Origin of the sequence: Bifidobacterium oedipodis (assembly GCF_012932425.1) — a bacterium.
Taxonomy (GTDB): Bacteria; Actinomycetota; Actinomycetes; order Actinomycetales; family Bifidobacteriaceae; genus Bifidobacterium; species Bifidobacterium oedipodis.
In genome coordinates, this window is record NZ_JAAIII010000006.1 from 1 (window position 1) to 18430 (window position 18430).

Annotated in this window: 15 protein-coding genes and 1 tRNA gene; 10 read left to right on the top strand and 6 right to left on the bottom strand. The window is 52.6% G+C overall.

Features of this window, described 5'->3' with window-relative positions:
* Window positions 1-183 precede the first annotated feature (183 nt).
* The 6 genes from G1C95_RS09460 (at window position 184) to G1C95_RS09485 (ending at window position 7147) form a co-directional block, all read left to right on the top strand.
* Window positions 184-339 carry a hypothetical protein gene (locus G1C95_RS09460; RefSeq protein ID WP_169172712.1) on the top strand — a complete coding sequence of 52 codons (156 nt, stop codon included), beginning with the start codon at window positions 184-186 and terminating at the stop codon, window positions 337-339.
* Window positions 340-771: 432 nt separating this feature from the next.
* Window positions 772-2508, top strand: coding sequence for a DUF262 domain-containing protein (locus G1C95_RS09465; RefSeq protein ID WP_169172713.1), 1737 nt, complete (start codon window positions 772-774; stop codon window positions 2506-2508).
* A gap of 340 nt (window positions 2509-2848) precedes the next feature.
* On the top strand, window positions 2849-3343 hold the full coding sequence (locus G1C95_RS09470; protein WP_169172714.1) for a hypothetical protein: 495 nt from the start codon (window positions 2849-2851) through the stop codon (window positions 3341-3343).
* A 321-nt stretch (window positions 3344-3664) separates the two neighbouring features.
* Window positions 3665-5125 (top strand): zinc ribbon domain-containing protein, encoded by a 1461-nt coding sequence (locus G1C95_RS09475; RefSeq protein WP_277348208.1) that lies wholly within the window; start codon window positions 3665-3667, stop codon window positions 5123-5125.
* Between the two features lie 305 nt (window positions 5126-5430).
* Window positions 5431-6495, top strand: coding sequence for a sensor histidine kinase (locus G1C95_RS09480; RefSeq protein WP_169172716.1), 1065 nt, complete (start codon window positions 5431-5433; stop codon window positions 6493-6495).
* Window positions 6488-7147: a response regulator transcription factor gene (locus tag G1C95_RS09485; protein WP_169172717.1), complete on the top strand. Its 660-nt coding sequence runs from the start codon at window positions 6488-6490 to the stop codon at window positions 7145-7147. Before G1C95_RS09480 ends, G1C95_RS09485 begins: the two co-directional genes overlap by 8 nt.
* A 39-nt stretch (window positions 7148-7186) precedes the next feature.
* Here the strand turns inward: G1C95_RS09485 and G1C95_RS09490 are convergent, their stop codons facing one another.
* Both G1C95_RS09490 and G1C95_RS09495 read right to left on the bottom strand, forming a co-directional pair.
* Window positions 7187-8380 carry an ABC transporter permease gene (locus G1C95_RS09490; protein ID WP_240947520.1) on the bottom strand — a complete coding sequence of 398 codons (1194 nt, stop codon included), beginning with the start codon at window positions 8378-8380 and terminating at the stop codon, window positions 7187-7189.
* A complete protein-coding gene (locus G1C95_RS09495; protein WP_169172718.1) occupies window positions 8380-9048 on the bottom strand; it encodes an ABC transporter ATP-binding protein in 669 nt (222 codons plus the stop codon). The genes G1C95_RS09490 and G1C95_RS09495 overlap by 1 nt, the downstream gene beginning before the upstream one ends.
* A gap of 367 nt (window positions 9049-9415) precedes the next feature.
* Between G1C95_RS09495 and G1C95_RS09500 the strand changes: the two genes are divergently transcribed.
* The 3 genes from G1C95_RS09500 (at window position 9416) to G1C95_RS12430 (ending at window position 12451) form a co-directional block, all read left to right on the top strand.
* The gene (locus tag G1C95_RS09500; protein WP_169172719.1) at window positions 9416-10591 is read left to right on the top strand and encodes a DNA cytosine methyltransferase; all 1176 of its coding nucleotides are present in this window, start codon (window positions 9416-9418) and stop codon (window positions 10589-10591) included.
* A gap of 12 nt (window positions 10592-10603) precedes the next feature.
* On the top strand, window positions 10604-11524 hold the full coding sequence (locus G1C95_RS09505) for a DUF4928 family protein (protein WP_169172720.1): 921 nt from the start codon (window positions 10604-10606) through the stop codon (window positions 11522-11524).
* A 78-nt stretch (window positions 11525-11602) separates the two neighbouring features.
* A complete protein-coding gene (locus G1C95_RS12430; protein ID WP_240947521.1) occupies window positions 11603-12451 on the top strand; it encodes an HNH endonuclease in 849 nt (282 codons plus the stop codon).
* A gap of 471 nt (window positions 12452-12922) precedes the next feature.
* Here the strand turns inward: G1C95_RS12430 and G1C95_RS09515 are convergent, their stop codons facing one another.
* A complete protein-coding gene (locus G1C95_RS09515) occupies window positions 12923-13984 on the bottom strand; it encodes an RNA ligase family protein (RefSeq protein ID WP_169172721.1) in 1062 nt (353 codons plus the stop codon).
* Window positions 13985-14282: 298 nt separating this feature from the next.
* Here G1C95_RS09515 and G1C95_RS09520 point away from each other — a divergent pair, with 298 nt between their 5' ends.
* Window positions 14283-15149 carry a hypothetical protein gene (locus G1C95_RS09520; RefSeq protein WP_205832802.1) on the top strand — a complete coding sequence of 289 codons (867 nt, stop codon included), beginning with the start codon at window positions 14283-14285 and terminating at the stop codon, window positions 15147-15149.
* A 325-nt stretch (window positions 15150-15474) separates the two neighbouring features.
* On the opposite strand, the gene G1C95_RS09525 is transcribed toward G1C95_RS09520, so the two are convergent.
* The 3 genes from G1C95_RS09525 to G1C95_RS09535 form a co-directional block, all read right to left on the bottom strand.
* A tRNA-Gly gene (locus tag G1C95_RS09525) sits at window positions 15475-15548 on the bottom strand.
* Window positions 15549-15752: 204 nt separating this feature from the next.
* Window positions 15753-16736: a zinc metalloprotease HtpX gene (gene htpX, locus G1C95_RS09530; RefSeq protein ID WP_169172722.1), complete on the bottom strand. Its 984-nt coding sequence runs from the start codon at window positions 16734-16736 to the stop codon at window positions 15753-15755.
* A gap of 225 nt (window positions 16737-16961) precedes the next feature.
* Window positions 16962-18410, bottom strand: a complete 1449-nt coding sequence (locus G1C95_RS09535; protein ID WP_169172723.1) for an FAD-dependent oxidoreductase — start codon at window positions 18408-18410, stop codon at window positions 16962-16964.
* Window positions 18411-18430: the final 20 nt, after the last annotated feature.

Sequence of the window (18430 nt, forward strand, 5' to 3'; positions counted from 1 at the left end):
GGAGGGGTAGCCACGCCCCTCCTCATACAGCTCGACGGCGCGCATCCTCATCCCGACATCGTAGATGGCTTTTCCAGTCATAAAAGAGCCTCCCATTTCTCGTGTCCAAGAAATGGGAGGCAGTTCATTGCAGTGCCGGGCCTTGATTGGTTATCGGCTTTCGCCCTTAACCAAAGGGTACAAATGAATAATATCACGGTGCATGGCGAGCTGACCGTGCGCGGACAGTCCGTGACCATCCATCTGGGTGGTTCCGAACACTACGCCACGGTTAACGGTGTACGTTTCAACGTGCATAGTCTCTGGCAACTCTACCAGCTGCTTAGGCTCATAGCCTAGCCGATTCATAAGGCGCGGTATCGTTACCGGTACCGCGCCGGTACCCCTAACCACATTCGATCCTGTCACGACACATGATCACATCGGCAAGCACCCGCAAGTTTTATGGCAGTACTTATACGAATCCCAGCGCTGCTACACCATGCTGGAGCACAGATTATCGGGAGACGGGGTATCTGACACACAGCAATTGAGACAACTTGCGAGCCATGCGGCATCGGAGAGGAATGGTAGTTGATATTGGCATCACATATCTCCGTCTGCATCTGAGTCTCAAAAACGTTGGGATCATGAGGTTCCCCTCGACCTTGCTTTTCTGGTCACGTTAATCCAACGCAATCATAGAATCAACATTCACAACGATGCGCGCACCTTTCACTACGCGTGTCTGGAGATATACTTAGCCAAACGCTAGGTCAAGGAGGCCTGACATTGAGCGATAATAAGTATCAGATGCCGATTACCATCAATGAAGCAATCAAGAACATCCGTCAAAGGAAGTGGCTGCTGCCCGGTATTCAAAGACGCTTTACCTGGGACACAGAACGCATCGAGAAGCTGTTCGATAGCCTGATGCAGGATTATCCCATCAACACATTGATGCTCTGGCATATCACAGACTCCAATATCAAGAAGGACTATCGCTTCTACGACTTCATTTGCGACTACTCGGAATTCGCAGGCGGAACAACGAATCAAATATGCAACGCCTCTGGCCAAGAGGATTTCGACGCTGTTATTGATGGACAGCAACGTCTAACAAGCCTGTACATCGGTTTGCTGGGCAGCTACTCAAGCCACAAGAAAAATAAGTCGTGGAAGAATGAGTCCAATTTCACGAAGCGATACCTGTATCTTGACCTCATGAAAGAAACCGAACCTGATGAGGACAACGTTGTTTATGATTTCAAATTCAGGGAACCATCTGACAGCGATGAAACCATACAGGACGGCAGCTACTGGTTCCCAGTCGGGGAAATCTTAAACTTGTCTAAACCCGGCGAGGACAACGACATAAGTGACTATGTGATCAATCACAATCTGCCGAAACCAGCCCGCCAGATGCTTGATCGTCTTTATTCGGCAATTTGCCAGAATCCTTCTGTCACCTACTATCAGCAGAACGACCAAAACCAAGACAAGGTACTCGATATATTCACCCGTACCAACAGCGGTGGGGTTCCCCTCAGCAAGTCCGATCTCATCATGGCCATCGCCACCTCGAATTGGCCGGAAATCCGCGAAAAGTCGGAAGAGCTCGTCAGAACCGTATGGAACGACACCGGTTTTGGTGTCAGCAAAGACTTCATCTTGAAGTCGTTCCTCGTCATCTACAACCCCAACGACATCCGGTTTAAAGTCAATAACTTCGGGCAGTCTCAAGTTGATCTGTTGCGAGAAAAATGGGATGAGCTGACCGAGGTCACCACCAATACTTTCCTATTCCTGAAGAATCAGAACTTCACTGACGATCTGTTCCGCGCCAAGAACGCGGCAATCCCATTGATGCACTACTTCCAAAAGACGGGACTGTACCATTCAGCAGCAAAGACCACGTTCTCGACAGAGATCACGATGGATATTATCCATTGGCTTACAATTTCTTTCCTGAAAAACATCTTCAGCGGCCAGACCGATACGCTACTCAAGCGTCTGCATGACGTCATCGAACAGCATGGCACTGACCAGCGCTTCCCGTTCCAGGAAATCATCGCCGAATTCAAGGGCACCAACAAGAATTACAGTGTGGACGACGATTTCCTCGATCAAATCATGGACTACCGTTACCAGCAGTCAGGCACCGAATACGTGCTGCGCCTGCTGCAGGGAGCCGTCAATCCCGGACTCAGCTACGAGCAGGACCATCTACACCCGAAGTCAGTGTTCCATGATGAGAAGAAGCTCGAAGAGACCTTTACCAATAATGAGGATCTCCAATTTGCAAAGGATGAAGCGAATTGGAACAGCATCGCCAACCTCCAACTCCTCGAGAAGCTCAGCAATATCGACAAGTCCAACATGTCACTCGCTGAATGGGCTTCCAAGCCTAATGCACCCAGAAACTTCTACGTGCCAGAGGGAACCAGCCTCGAGCTCAAAGATTTTCGAGCTTTCATCGAAGCCCGTAGAGCAGCAATCCGCGCAATGATCCGAGAAGCCGTCGCATAATTGACCGGTTTAACCGACATGTTGCCATATGACATAAGCCTCTCATTGAGAGAATCACAGCACTTACCGTATGGCAACATGTTTCATCAGCTCCTTCTTAATTTCCCGCAAATGAAAAGCCAAGCATGGGCGGCTGTCTGCCATCGACGTCATTGTTCCTGTGGCACTACGAACAACGCGGCAACATGAAACGTATTGATGCCAGCAGATTTCGCGCCCCAGGCGACAGCATCCCATCCCCAAGGCACCGCCCATCTATTCAACAGTTTTGGTATTTTTCGAGGATTAATTATTATATAATCCAATTACCGATTCGGAATATCTCACAACGGGAGGCCCTATGGACGACAAGCCTATAGTTTTCGACACACGAAAGCATAAACTCCCCGAATCTGAGCGGCTTGAGAACCGCCGCCGCCGAGCAGAGTACTACTTTGCACAGTATGCAAACGGGAAAACATTCGATGAAATCGCGGCAACCGTTGGGCTTACAACCGCTCACGTGAGAAACGAAAGAAAATGGTACATCACTAATTGCATACCGCCAGAGCAAGCAGCAGAAATCCTCAAACGAAAATACCAAATCAGGAAAGAGGAAGCAGAGGAACGACGCCGGCTACGCGCTGAGCAGCGCCTGAATCGCGCCCGGCACATCGCCGACGAGTTAATCGGGGGCAAAACAATCGATGAAGTCGCGTCCGAGTTGGGATTTAGACGCGAATCCATCTACCCGATACTCCATGTGCTAGATGAAAACGATCCAGAATATGCAGCCAAATATCATGCGGCAGCCAGAACTCACCATTTCGGACACCATCTGACCAGTCGCAAATAATGAAGTGGCCTGATTTTTGTTCCGCCTTCATAGTGAGGCGGAACAAAAATCAGGCCACTTCAGTTGCGAGAAAAATGGGAGAACCGACTGAAGTAAGACAAGGGACTGCGGGCGTTTTTCGGAGACTAAGCACAAAAGGAGCATGAGTGTTCAGTCTTCAAGGAGACGCCCGCAGCCCCTTACCAGCATGCCAATTTCGATTTAACAGAGCCTTCTGTTCTGGTATCTTCACCTGTCATTTTGGCGGCTGCGGCGAGTGGTCACGTTCGTCAGTGGAACAATGGAAGACGGAAAGATTCTTAACGGAGAGAGGAATCAAAGATGTTCTGTCGGCATTGCGGCACTGGTATGCCCACTGATTCAAAGTTCTGTCCCAAATGTGGACGTCCAGTAGACGCACCCGACACAAATACGAACGCACAGATTAACAAGCCAGCACAGTCTGTTACAGATCCAACACCGATAGCGCCACAGCAGAAACCATTACCAGCATGGGCGCATCAGACATCCAATAATCCGGATTCGGACGAAAGCGCTTCCAGCACTGGGAATACGTCACATAAGAGACTATCGCTTGGCGCAATCATCGGCATCATTATCACTATTATCGTGATCTCTGCTCTAGTTATCGGAGTCATTGTCGCGGTGAATACCAAACCAGTGAAAGACAATGGTTCCGATGATTTAGACACGTCGCAAACGACAACCGATGAGGCTGATTGGTCGAATGCTCCAACCTTGAAGAAGGTCAATGATGTATGCGCTCCGAGTAATGATGTCGATTCCCTTCTAGCAGTTGGACAGGTAAAGAAAGACGGCCCGTACAAGGGCGATCTCTTACTGACGGCTCCTTCAAAGGACTTGCTGGAGGCAGACAGTTTGGACTCCAAAGTGCTGGCTCTCTTCGGTTGCGTGGCAAAACAGCTGGGCATCGCTTCAGAATCCGACCTAGATCAAATTGCTGCCATGAACTTGGCAACCAAGGTGATGCAAGGTCCGGTAATTGTTCCACAGTCCGATGGCTCCTACATTTCGATGAAGGACCAATCCCATCTTGATGAAGATGGTGTGCATGACTTGATGGAGGCCAATCGAATCCAACTTACTAGCAGCGTATCAATGGTGTCGGCACTAGGGCAAGGAGCAGGTGTAGCAACATTCGTCTACTTCCATGAAGACATTAGCAATATGGCCGCTTCAGACGATTCCATTCCTAACGAAGAACAAGCTGCCAACGATAACGACACAACCGCCGCCACATCTACGCCACTTTCAGTCATTGTGAACCAGCTCAATACTCTGGATTGGTCTGGCCTTGCCGGTCAGTATTGCAGGAATGATGGGGCATGTCTGACGTTCAATTCGGATGGTTCAGTAGCACGTACGATGACGGATGGGACAGACAACACGAATGGCTCATACCCATTTTCATCCAAGCTACAAGGTTTGACTTTGCAAGTGGCATGGCAGTCAACACCTCCACAAACTTCGGCAGCAATCAATCTTGGCATTCGCGGCGACGCGAACCTATCATGTCCAAATGGCACTGAGGGAAATGCAGGCACTTGCAATTCTTCAGATGGAAGCTATACACCGTTAGCTGCTTGGTTCTATTATGTTGCGGCAGGATCGGATTTGGGCACTGCAGAGCAAGAGTCATTTTCTGTAGTTCGGGGAAGCGACCCGGATATGTCACGATCGTTCCTCGTGTTCCAGCAAGAGTCGGGCTCCAACGGTCCGTTTGAAATCGGGAATGATTTCGTGTTCTACAAGGTGAGTTGAGTCATATCGTTAAGGAGAAAGTAAACATCTCTTTTTTGGTTCCACTAAGCCCTACCATCCTCCGCCATCAGGGTTTTGAACGAAATCTCAAAACCCTTTTGTTATCAAAAACAGAGGGAGTCTGACCCTGACGTTTATCGGTGTTGAAACCGAGGCTTTGCTTTGTACCATTGGGAGAAAACGCTGTTCAAATCATTTTCTAGTTCGAACATTGGCAAGAAGAAATAATGCGCAAGTCCTTGTCGGGGTTGTTCTCGAATGCCGTACGGCCATATTCTCGCGGCTATAGGCTGGCATACCTGCTCATGGCGGCGTCGATTGCGGTTTTGGAGGTTGTTTTCCACGCGATTTCAAGTCCGCTGAATGGCTCCGACACACTGTTGTTGGCGATGCTGTGCACGTTGCTGGCAGCAGCACCTTGGCTGGGCAATATTGGGGATTTCCTGTATGCGGGCGCGTTCGCCGCGGTGGGGATCCTCCACTATGGTTTCTCGCTTACGTTTCCTGTGCTTGGCGTGTTTCTGATCGCCGCTGTATGGATCGTCCGCCATCAGGCGATCCGTGCCGTTCTGCTGCTTGCCGGGTATGTTCTGCTGATGTTCTGGCAGACGGATGCCGGACTGTACCGTCTTGCAAGCGATACCCTGCTGATGGTCGTGGTGCTCACAGTCGGCTTCGCATTCAGAAAATTCATGGATGAGGCCGAGCAGTCTCGACAGGATTTAGAGAAAACCAAAGAAGAGTCCGCCAAAGCGGCGGAGGCGATTCGCGCCAAGCTCGCCATGGGATTGCACGACACAATCGCCAGGGATCTCGCCCGCATCTCCATTTCACTGGAAAGTCTCGCCGCAGCACACCCGGATCTGACCGATGAAATCACTCCAATCGTTGGTCTCGTGCATAACTCCTCGCGCCGTCTGCGGCCCGTGATCATGGAACTCAGCGCCGACGCACCTACCCCAAGCCTGAACAATGCCATAGCGGAATCCAAGCTGATGTTGCAATCCCGACAACTCGACCTCGTTGCGCATATGCCTGAGGATATTGACCAACTGCTTTCGAGGCAGGCGATTCTTACGGGATCGCTGTTCGCGCGCGAAGCCGCCACGAATGCCTTGAAATATGCGCAGCAAGAAACCTCTGTGGATCTATTCGTGGAGGTTGGAGACGGGGAACTGTCGCTGATGATGACCAACGCAATCGCCGAGAAGCCTTCGAAGAATGCACTGACAGGAGGCTTCGGCCTCGGCAATCTGAAGTCCCGAATCGAGAGCGAGGGTGGCAGACTATCTTTCGTTTCGAATTCGGGGCACTGGATCGTCAATGCAGTCATACCGAATCAAAGGGAAACCGGAGGCTCTAATGAGTGAGGCAATTCGCGTTCTGCTCGCCGACGATGACGCAATCATTCGCGAGGGGCTTGCCAGTCTGCTGAATCGTCAGAATGGTATCAGCGTGGTCGCCGTCGCGGAGAACGGAAGCCAAGCCTTGCGCGAGCTTTCCAAGCAAACCGTGGACGTGGCCCTGTTGGACGTAGACATGCCTGTCCTCGACGGAATAGCAACGGCGAAGGAAGTGGCAAGACTCTACCCGTCAGTCGCCGTAGTGATGCTCACCGTGTTCGAACATGAGGAATCACTCGCCAAATCGCTGGCCCTGAACGTACGCGGATTCCTGACCAAAGACATTCCTTCCGCACAGCTCGCCCAATTGATTAAACAAGCTCACGCAGGATACTCGGTGTTCGGGCCGCGCCCCACACAGATTCTCGCCGACAGTTACCTGAGCTCCGGGAAAAACGACCCCGGGTACGATGATTTCCGCGCACAGGTGGAACAGCTCCCGGACTATCTGCGTGCCACATTTGACCTGCTCATCCAGGCGCTACCGAACAAGACAATCGCCAAAAAGCTTGGTCTGAGCGAAGCCACTGTGCGCTCCTACATATCCGAAATATTCACCGCACTCGGATACACCAACCGCGGCGAACTCACCATAACCGCCATAAAAGCCGGATACTGACGTACGTGAATACTGACTTACAGATACTTACAGATCTGACTACTTGCGCAACAGCTCATCCGGCTGCGTACGCGCAATCGTCATACTCAAAGGAAGCGCGCCAAGAATCGTACCAACGCCAGTGATACCAAGCATCTCAAGCGCCAGCAGTGGGTCGAAAACCATTGCATCCAAACTCACAAGATTAAGCAAATCGTTGGTATTGATGAAGTTCGTCAGCAGCAGGTTCACACATACGCCCACAATGATGCCGGCGATGCCCGACGCGATGACCATTTGGATGACCTGGACAAGCGCGAGAGCGCTTAGCTGACCGGCCGTGTATCCCAAGCATCGAAGCAGAGCCAGCGAGCGCTTGCGCTGCTTCATCCATATCACGCTCAGGAAGGCGCCGAATACCAGGGAACAGATAAGCACAACAGGGAACACGAACCTGCCTATGTTCATAAGCGTGGCAAGAATTCCCATAGTGTCTTGCTGCCCCGCGGCACCGGTCACTCCGAAGCCCTTGCTTGCAAGTTCCTTCTGAACTGCCGAGGCATGCTTGCCCGAATCGACTTTCACATAGGCGAATGTGTAGGATTCCGGGGTCTTTTCGTCGAACAGAGTATTCATCGTGTTTTCGGAAACATAGGATGGATTCTCGCCGTCTCTATCGGGCACGGAGTTGTCGTAAATGCCCACCACCTTGAGCGGGATGGTTCTATATGATCCCTGATATTGGCCGTCGATGTGCGTGTAACCAAACGTCACTGTCTTGCCATACAGCTGGCTGAGATCGCCTCCAGGAACGGAATGAGGCAAAAGAATCTCGTTGTCTTGCAAGGTTGAGGGCCTGTCTCCCTTGATCATTTTCGGAAGCCGGGGCTCGAAATACGTGGTGGCCCACAAGGATCCGGGGCCGACTGTCGGATCCGGCCAATCTCCCTCATCGGCCAGATCCAAGTCATGCTGCATCCATGGAGACACGGAAACAACATGTTCCAAGTTGGATATCTCGGAGAGTGATTTCTTGTTCAAAACACGTGCGTCCGGACGCATTGTGTTGAGTTCGATGACGGAAACGTTGGAGTGTTTCTCGACATTGCTCGCATGCGCCTGAACGGCACCGACCACAAACCCCTGAAGGCAGTAACAGGTGCCGACAACGATTGCCAGCAGAACAACCAGCGCGCGTGACGTTTTGAGCGTATACGATCGTTCAAACCAGACCAGTCGCAGAACCCTTTTCATCAGCTCATAACCACCTTTCCGGCCTCAAGACGCAACGATTTGGTCTCCAACCCGTCCAAACGAGGGTCGTGGCTGGCCAGCAGAATCGCCACTCCCCTTTCGCTCAGCATGCGAATAACAGATGCCACTTCATCGGCGGCCGCATCGTCGAGTGATGAAGTGGGTTCGTCCAGCAACAGCAGTCTCGGCCGGTTAATCAGCGCACGGCATATTCCGGCGCGTTGGAGTTCGCCGCCGGAGATTCTGCCAGCCTTCACATTTGCCAGTCGCTGGATATTGAACCGGGCGAGCATTTCCAAGCATTCCTCGCGGTTCCCGTTCCCTTGATCGGCGACGAGGAGGTTCTGCAGCACTGTCAGATGATCGAACAGATTGGCGTTCTGGAACACTATTCCGATGCAGGCGGCACGGAGTCGGTCTCGATTTTTCTCACTGGCCGCCTCTTCGCCGCAGACGTGCACGCTGCCGCGATCCGGCACCGTCAGCAGGCCGGCGATTCTGAGCACCGTGGTCTTTCCGGAGCCGGAGTCGCCTCGGATTCTCAGGATTTCGCCGCTTTTCAGCGAGAAGGAGATCTTTCCCAGCACGAATCGGCGGTTCGCGTCCCTTATGTAGCGTTTCGACACTTGGTCGAAGACGAGAATGCTGTTTTCGATGTCCTGCGTCATAGCGCTGCCGCCCCGATCCATAAACAAATGCGCTCAAGCAACGCGAACCATTACGGTTGCCGGAACCATTGGCCAATGTTCCATCATTCGGCATCAGTCAAACACAGCAACGCAGCGCCATTACACCGTCAACATTCGGGGACGAACACCGCAGTTCGTCAGGGTAGGTTTCATCCCGCTACTCCCTGATACGCGATGCCACCACCTACGGAATCCCCATTGATATGACGGGCCGTTTACCAGCGTAAGCCAATAAGCAAAAGGCCCGGCACAGCAATACAACTTCGACACTACCGTCGAACATATGTTCGATACACCATGTATCATAATTTAAAAATGAGCAGTACGGGCGAGGTAAGGTGGAGCCATGGCAGACAACCGCACGCACACGACCACCAATTTGGCATGCCCCAAAGCGCTTGAGTTTTTTGCAGGCATAGGCCTCGCACGACTCGGGCTTGAAGAAGCCGGCTTCCAAGTTGAATGGTCAAACGATATCGATGCTGCCAAATGCGAAATGTACCGTAATCATTTCGGCAATTCGCCAGAACATAAGCTTATTGAAGGCGACATGAGCAATCTCCATGGCGAAGATCTGCCGCGAGATGCCTCCCTCGCCTGGGGGTCTTCGCCTTGTACCGATTTATCCCTTGCCGGCACGCGCACAGGTCTGAACGGTAAGCAGTCCGGCGCTTTCTGGCAATACGCACGCCTGCTGAGAGAACTCGGCTCCGACCGTCCGCCAATCGCAGTGCTAGAGAACGTGAACGGCCTAGCAACCTCCCATTCAGGCGAAGATCTCGCTGCTGCAGTGCGCGCATTTAACGAACTTGGCTACTCCGTAGATGTGTTGTCCATCGATACCCGCCGATTTATTCCACAATCCCGGCCAAGACTATTCCTCATCGGGCTGCAGGATCCGCCTGCCATTGAACAGTTCAATTCCCCGTTGCGCCCGGATTGGATGCAACAGGTATTCGCTGATAGTTCCTTACGCACACACCGCGCGCCACTGCCTGAGCCTCCGTCTCCCCTCATGTCTGGGTTGAGCATGTATATCGAAAACATGCCTGACAATGACGGCCGTTGGTGGGACGCTGAAAAAACCGACAAATTTCTCGACACTCTATCGCCCGTCCAATTCAGCCGCATCGAATCGCTACGCAAGAGCACGAACGAATCCTATCGAACCGCTTATCGCCGCACCCGCAATGGCAAAGCCGTTTGGGAAGTGCGCGCAGATGATGTATCAGGATGCCTGCGCACTGCTCGAGGTGGATCTTCCCGGCAAGCCGTCATTCGACTGGGCAACGGTAAAGCCTCCGTTCGCTGGATGACGCCCCGAGAGTATGCAACTCTTATGGGCGCGGCCCATTACAACATTGACGGACTGCGTCCAAACCAAGTTATGTTCGGCTTTGGTGATGCCGTATCCGTACCCGTCGTGGAATGGCTTGGCAAACACTATTTCATGCCCGCTTTGCACGGGTCTCTTGGCAAAGACCTCTACACCGAGCAGACACTGCTTGCCTCTGCCAGTTAAGGAGAATTCCACATGGATCTGCACCATCTCAACGAATTCTGCATTGCCCATAATGTCGCTGAAACCAAAGGCGCATTAGCAGCGGCCCTTCAACTAACAAGGCTTTTCTCAAAGGACACGCTTCCGATCAACCCTGAGAATTACCTCACCGACAAGGAAGGCCAGATAAAAGGTCTTAGCGGTTCGCGACTCAAGCAGATTCTCAGCGAACACGGCATGAATCGACGATTTGTCTCCGAAGGAGGCCGCACTAATCGCGGCAATATGAGTCTTATGCGGGACTATGCCGTACTCATCAATGCCATTGCGCCTTCAGAGCAAGAATTCGCAATCATTGAACAATATTGGGTTGATCGCATCCTCGACTTTCTTAATCGACAGCCTTTAAAGCTGGAAGCCGATAATTCGCTCTCCATCAGCACAGCAATTGATCACCTACTGCAACAAGCCACCAAACGACAACAAGGCATTCCTGGTGCCACCTACACAGGAACCGTCCTACAACAACTTGTAGCTGCCAAACTATCTTCCATAATCGAAAATATCGAAATCAACGGCGCTTCCACAGCGGATACACCCACCGGCAGAGACGGCGACTTTAATGTGGGAGATACTGCCATTCACTGCACCACAGCACCCGGTTCGCTTCTTATCGAAAAATGCAAACACAATATCAATGACGGGCTTCATCCCATCATCGTCACCATTCGCGAGCGCACTAACACCGCATATACTTTGGCAGCCGATGCAGGCATCGCCGAGAACATCGAAGTCTGGGACATACAATCGTTCCTATCCACCAATATTCACGAGCATGGGCGTTTTGACAGCGCATCGCGCCATGCGTCGCTGTCCAAGCTCATAGCCACTTACAACAGAATCATCGACGAGCAAGAGACCGACCCCAGCCTGCGCATCGAATATAACGGCTGATTCGTTCCAATCGGCTGATGGCATTCATGCGCCGCGCCCAGGACACGGCGCAATATCGTTCGTCACTATCCTGGTTGTATGGCAACAAACGTCAGCTCGAAAATACCCCGCCGCAATTGGTCGCGCGAGGAAACGATGATGGCGTTTGCGCTGTACAGAATACTTGAACCACGCGAATGTGATGACAAAGGGCTTGACGTTCAACGATTAGCACGTTTTTTGCAGCGCACGCCCGGCTCAGTGGCGTTAAAAATCTGGAATATTGCGGCTTATGACGTCAACCGCCAAGCTCGAGGCCTTGCCGGCATGAAGCATGGCAGTAAGATGGACGCCCGGATTTGGGAATGGTATGCAGCAGAGCCGGATAACTTCATGGCGGAATGCTTGACCCTGCTAGAGAACGCACTGCTCCAAGCAGACGAAAGCACTTCCACGCTCACACCTCTCGCGCCAGACAGGCACTCTTCATTGGAATCCGCCACCAAGCTATTGCTCGCAGGGAAGACGCCCGATGGCAAAGAACGTATGGCGACAACTCTCCAGCGAGTTAACCAGTCTTACTTCCGCAACTCATTGCTGCAGAATTACCGCAATACATGCTGCATGACCGGAATACAAATCCCCTCACTACTTGTGGCAAGTCACATCAAACCGTGGAAGGCATCAACGCCGTCAGAGAAAACCGCAGCAGCCAACGGACTGCTACTCAATGCGTTTCACGATCGTGCTTTTGACCAGGGGCTCATTACAATCGACGACGATTATCGTGTCGTGGTTAATCATGGCAGAGTGAAGCACTCCGAAATTAACGATAAGTGGATCTACAGCTTTGAAGGGCACGCGATTACTCTGCCGTCAATCAACCTGCCATCTCATGAATTCATCGAATACCATCACAAACACATATTTCTTGCCGACGCAGCATAATTCTCATGCCCACCCTCAACTCCAGTTCGCCGACACAAACACCTACGGAGGCCCAGTTGCAATGCTATTTCGCCTTCCGTAGGTGCCTCACTTGCTTAAGTACTGAATCACATCTCTAACAAATGGCTTATTTCCGCCAATTTGCCGCTCCTCACTCCGATAAGCAGTTCCGTCAAACACCTACGGAAGGGCCAATAGGCAGGTAAATGCGCTTCCGTAGGTGTTGCAACACCGCCACGCAAATTGCAGGAATATGCAAAATGGCTTATTTCCGCGGTTTACGCGACACACAAACCGAGACATCACCTAAAGACGACACCTACGAAAGCCGAAATAGCATCGCAAATCGCCCTCCGTAGGTGCGTCCGAATGACAGCAGACAACCTAAACAATATTCATATTGTTTGCGACGCATCTCATTCTCAGCGGGTAGATAAGCCATGAGTCAGTTTGCCAAGTCGGCATAGGGACTTATAGGCCGTGCTTGAGCAAATATTTATTGTTGATGATTTTGAAGCAGCGATTGGCACTCAGCCGTCCGGCAACATCACTACTTAGCAGCTGATCAGCGTCCAAATGCCATACGATGCCTTCGTCCAGCACTCCATCTGTTACGCAGCCTCGCAACCCGTCAACCTTGGCCACCATGTCTTCCACAGAACCTTCCAGCCGCCATCGTGCAGCATCAAGCACAGGTACCGCATGGTTTAAACAGGCTTGCGGCCAATCGGAACGATTGATTTTCCGATGATTACGCCACACCGCGAACACGAATGGAGTAGGACGACGCAGCTTCAACCTATTCGATTGAATCCCAAGGCCGACCAGTTCAAATTGAATAGCCATCCCCGGTTCAAGAGCGTCAACCAAACCATCACGCTGCGCAACAACCATATTCGTGCATTCCGGCTTAATTTCCCAGTTACGCGAATACACGTGTGCAATACCGTTATCATCACGCGCAATGGTGGTGCTGGTGCCATCCACTTTCACCGTCGGCGTAGCCCTTAAACCAACCAGTTCACTCCAGACATCAGTTAAGTTTTGCAGTCGTGGAGCATCCGACTTCGAAGCATATGCTGAGCCAAACGGGCCAATCATATCACCGCCACGCAATGGCGGTAGCTCTTCGTATTTATATACCCCTGCCTCGCGCGTGACATCCGCGCCCACCGGAGTCTCGGGATCGATTCCCAACTCGCTTAACGGCATGATAAGCCCCTGTGAATAAGTACCACGCAGTCGTACGGTACGCAGCACATGACCAGAAACCTCTACGTCCTTGCCCGTATTCGGATCTTCCACAATCAACGTCTTCACACCACGTTTCTGGAACGCCGCATATCGAGGATCATCAGCTGGCAACAGGCAATCCACTTCAAAATATGCAACATGATCACCCGGCTTGAGTCCCATATCTTTGCCGACCACAACAATCCAACCCAGCACCTTCGCCTTTTCGATACGATCCGCATCCTTGACAGGATATATACCGGCAATTTCTTGCACAGATACCATCTTGCGCTCAGCCATGAGCCCCTCACTTTCGTTGAACCAACACGAAAAACCAATGCCAACACCATAACATGGTTTTGCTTATCTGCAATTTCGTTGACAGCATAATCCAGTAGCAAAAGCTCTCAAAAAACAAGTAACACCAGCAAACCAAACATCATGTATACAGATTGACAAAAGTCATACATCATGCACTTTCACAAGAATTTCAAGCATGATGCTCCAACTGCCTCATGACATCATTGCAACAGCCAACAGTCTGTCAACAATATGACATCGACCTCAGTGAAGCTAATTTCAGGTACAATAGCGTGCCATGGACACCAAGGAGCTTGCTGTACACACGGGGGACAATCATCGCTTTATCGATGAGGCTGGAGACATGACTTTCTTTTCAAGCAAAAGAGGCTCAAAAACTTCTCTCATCGGAGACCCCGGCGTCTCTAGATGCTTCATGGTAGGCATGGTGCACGTTAAAGGAGATCTGGCGGAAGCACGTTCAGCAATCAAAGTCTTTTGCGAAATGGTAGACACCAACGAATTCTTCCAAAGCTTTCCAAGCGTTGCCTCCAGAACAGAAAAAGGGTGGCAGGGATATTATCCTCATGCGAGTAAAGACCCGGCAGAATTACGCTATGAATTTCTCAAACTCATGAAGGAGAAGATTGATTTCTCTGCTCAAATCGTTGTAGGCCGCAAGCTACCGGATGTCTTTTTGCGCAAACACCAAAGGTTGCAGCGCGAGTTCTATGCCGATCTCATGTCTCATCTGCTCAAATACACTCATAAAATCGACCCGTTGATACTTGATATCGCAGAACGCGGCAGCAGCACTTCTAACATGAATTTGCAACATGCAGTTGATGTCGCCCGCGAGCGCAGTCGCCGCGGGACTTTGACAAAAGAGATGAACAACAAGGTTAAGTTCAACGTACAGCCTTATGACCATGAATTGTTGCTATCACTAACCGATTACTGCCTATGGTCCGCGCAAAGGGTGTTCGAAAAAGGCGATACAAAGTACTACAAACTTCTGGAATCAAAAATTAAGTTGGTTCATGACGTCTACGACCAAAGTCGTTACGAAAAATCAAAAAATTACTACAGAACCAAATACAATCCGCTGACAGCTGAAGCAATCGGTTTCGCTGACTGGCGTAAGCCTGAGTGGCCAGAACCATAAGCAAAAGGAACGGCCCGTCACAACTCTAGTTGCTTATGCAACAACGGCATGCAGCCGACTTTCGAAGAAGGACAGGCCAAACAACACGGTTATTATACCAAACATTGAATTCAGCAACAGGACGCGTGTTCAATCTCTTCTCAACCACTATACAGAGTGTTTGAGAATATTCACCAGATAAAAGCACCTACAATGACGAAGCTCATGGCATATTGTTTGCGGCGAGCTTCGTAAGAATAATTTGTATTGGTACCAAAATGGTACCAATACACAAATTATCAAGCGATAAAAGCCTTGAAAACGTTGAAATTCCAATGATTTGAAGTGGAGCGGATGACGGGAGTCGAACCCGCCTTTAAAGCTTGGGAAGCTTTCGTTCTACCGATGAACTACATCCGCATGCGGCCCTTGTGGGGCACAAGTGGTTAGTCTAGCATGCCTTTGCCAGCGGCAACGCCTGTTGCCCATTTTTATCCGTTATTCCGCCGGCACGTTGCCGCCATGTCACCACTGTTCCCCAAGACAACGCCGGGGATGGGGGCTATAACACACCGTCGGCACCTCGAGCCGGCACCCGCAGCCAGCACCCAGTAGCCGACACCATCAATAACGAACCTGACCACCCCCGACACGGCCTCCGACATACCCGCCAGCAGCATACCCGCCAGCACCTTGCCCAATGCCAGCCCCGCGCATTTCAGCAGCCATCTGCATCAGCCTTGCGATGCGATCCTCGGTCGGCGGATGGGTGGAAAACAGTTTGGAGAATCCGGCGGCGGAGAATGGGTTGGCAATCATCATCGCCGAAACGGATTGGGTGCCTGCAGTTTTGCGCATCGGCGCAGACTGCGCGCCGTAGGAAATTTTATTGAGCGCAGAGGCGAGCGCTTCGGGATCTCCGGTCAGCACACTGCCATCCTCGTCGGCATCATATTCGCGCGTACGCGAGATAGCCATCTGTATCAGAGAAGCGGCCACGGGAGCGAGAATCATGCTCAGCAGCAAGCCGATCAGCCCCAGTCCGCCCGAAGCATTATCGCGGTCGTCGCGCGAGGATCCGCCGCCGAAATACATCAGCGAATACCCCAGATATGTGATGACGGTGGCCATGGCGGAGGCGATGGCAGAGGTTCGGATGTCGCGGTTGTAGACGTGCATCAGTTCGTGCCCGAGCACACCGCGCAATTCACGGGCGTTCAGTATCTGCAGGATGCCCTGTGTGCAGCATACTGCCGCGTGACGTTCGTTGCGTCCGGTGGCAAAGGCGTTGGGGCTCATAGTTGGCGCGATATAGATGCGAGGCATCGGCTTGCCGGCCTTGGCGGATAGTTCGCGTACGATCTGGTAGATTTGCGGCGCTTCCTGCTCGGACACCTCGCGCGCGCCCATCGAAGCGATGGCGAGTTTGTCGGAGAACCAGTAGGAGCCGAATGTTGTGGCCAAACCGATGATGATGTATATGCCGAGTGTTTGGCGGCTGCCACCAGTGGCCCACCAAATCAGCATGACAATGGCCCACATCAGGGCGAACAGCAGCGTTGTTTTCAAGCCATTGTAATGGCCATGAACCCGTAGTTTGGCATCCATGAGGCTCAGCGTAAAGATTTTGGCTGAAAATTATCTGAACGTGCGCTTACAGACGAAAATCCAAAATCACACGCATACGATGCTCAGAATTCTGATCACAACAACGCCGGAGTCGGAGCACCCCACAGGGAGATGCTTCGACTCCGGCGTTGCCCCGCTCAGCATGACGGCCAATACTTGCGGCAATGCTTGCCCTCAAACGCCGCGCGTAATCACATGCGAGAATCAGGCGTGAGCCAGCTCGCGCATCTGCTCAGGTTCGATAACCTTCTTGTGTTCGCGGCCTTCCTTCGCGCCTTCGGCACGCTCGTAGGCATCGACCTTCTTCCAACCAGCGAAGTCGATCGGCTTAATGCCACGCTCAGCCAGCAAGCGGTCGATGGATTCGGGGTCGCGGTCGGCAGCCACGCGTCCGCCCTCAGCAGCCTTGGCCAGATCCTCCAGCATATTGGTCACAATGGCGAGCGCATCGGACTTAGTGGAGCCGATCAGACCCACCGGTCCGCGCTTGGCCCAACCGGTGGCATACAGGCGTTCGCGCACCTCGGAGCCGGCTTCGGCTTCGACGGTGATGCGACCGTCGCCATTGGCGTTGGCCAGGTGCGCACCCTTAGTATCGTAGGCGATGCCGGGCGCTTCGGCGGGCTGGTAGCCGATGGCGTGATACACGGCTTCGACCGGATAATCGGTGAATTCGCCGGTGCGGCTCATCTTGCCGTCGGCGGAGGTTTCGGTGCGCTCCACACGAATCGCCTTCACCTTGCCATCCTCGCCGAGAATCTCGGTGGGGGCGGAGTTGAAGTGCACGTAGTACTTGCGGTCGGCGGGGTTGCCTTCGAAGTCGACGTCGCCGTCGTCTTCCATGTCTTCGGCCATCTCGCGGATGGTGAACAGCTCTTCGACCATCTGGCGGGTGAGCTTGTCCTGACCGGCCACCTCGATGGTTTCCTCGTCGAGGTCGAAATCGTCTTCGTTGATGATGAGCTGCACGCCGGGCAGCTTCTCCATCTCACGAAGTTCCTGCACGCTGAACTTGGCCTGGGCCACGCCGCGACGGATGAACAGGTGCAGCACGCGCGCCTTGTTGGCACCGATGCCCTCGTACACGTTGTCGGGGATGTCGGTTTTGGCTTTGAGATCGTCAGCGTTGCGCATCAGTTCGCGGGCCACGTCCATAGCCACGTTGCCGCCGCCGATGACCGCCACGTTTTCGGCCGTCAGCGGCCATTCGCGAGCACCGGTGGGGTATCCGTCGTACCATTCGACGAACTTGGCCGCACCGTACACGCCGTCAAGGTCGGCGCCGGGCAGGTTCAGCGGCTTGTCCTTAACCGCGCCGGTGGCGAACAGCACGGCGTCGTAGCGGGCGAGCAGCTCGTCAAGCGTCACATCCTTGCCGAATTCCACATCGCAGTAGAGGTGGATGTCGGGGTTGTCGAGCGTCTTTTCGAGCGCGTCGGCGATGAACTTGATGGACGGATGGTCGGGAGCCACACCGTAGCGCACCAGGCCGAAGGGCACAGGCAGCTTTTCGAACAGGTCGATGCGCGCCTTGGTGCCCAGACCCAGTTCCTCGCCGAGCTTCTTGAGCTGGCGCAGGAAGATGTCGGAGGAATACACGCCGGCCGGACCGGCGCCGATTACGGCAATACGAAGTTCTTGAGATTCAGTCACGGGGACAAGCCTAGCGCAAG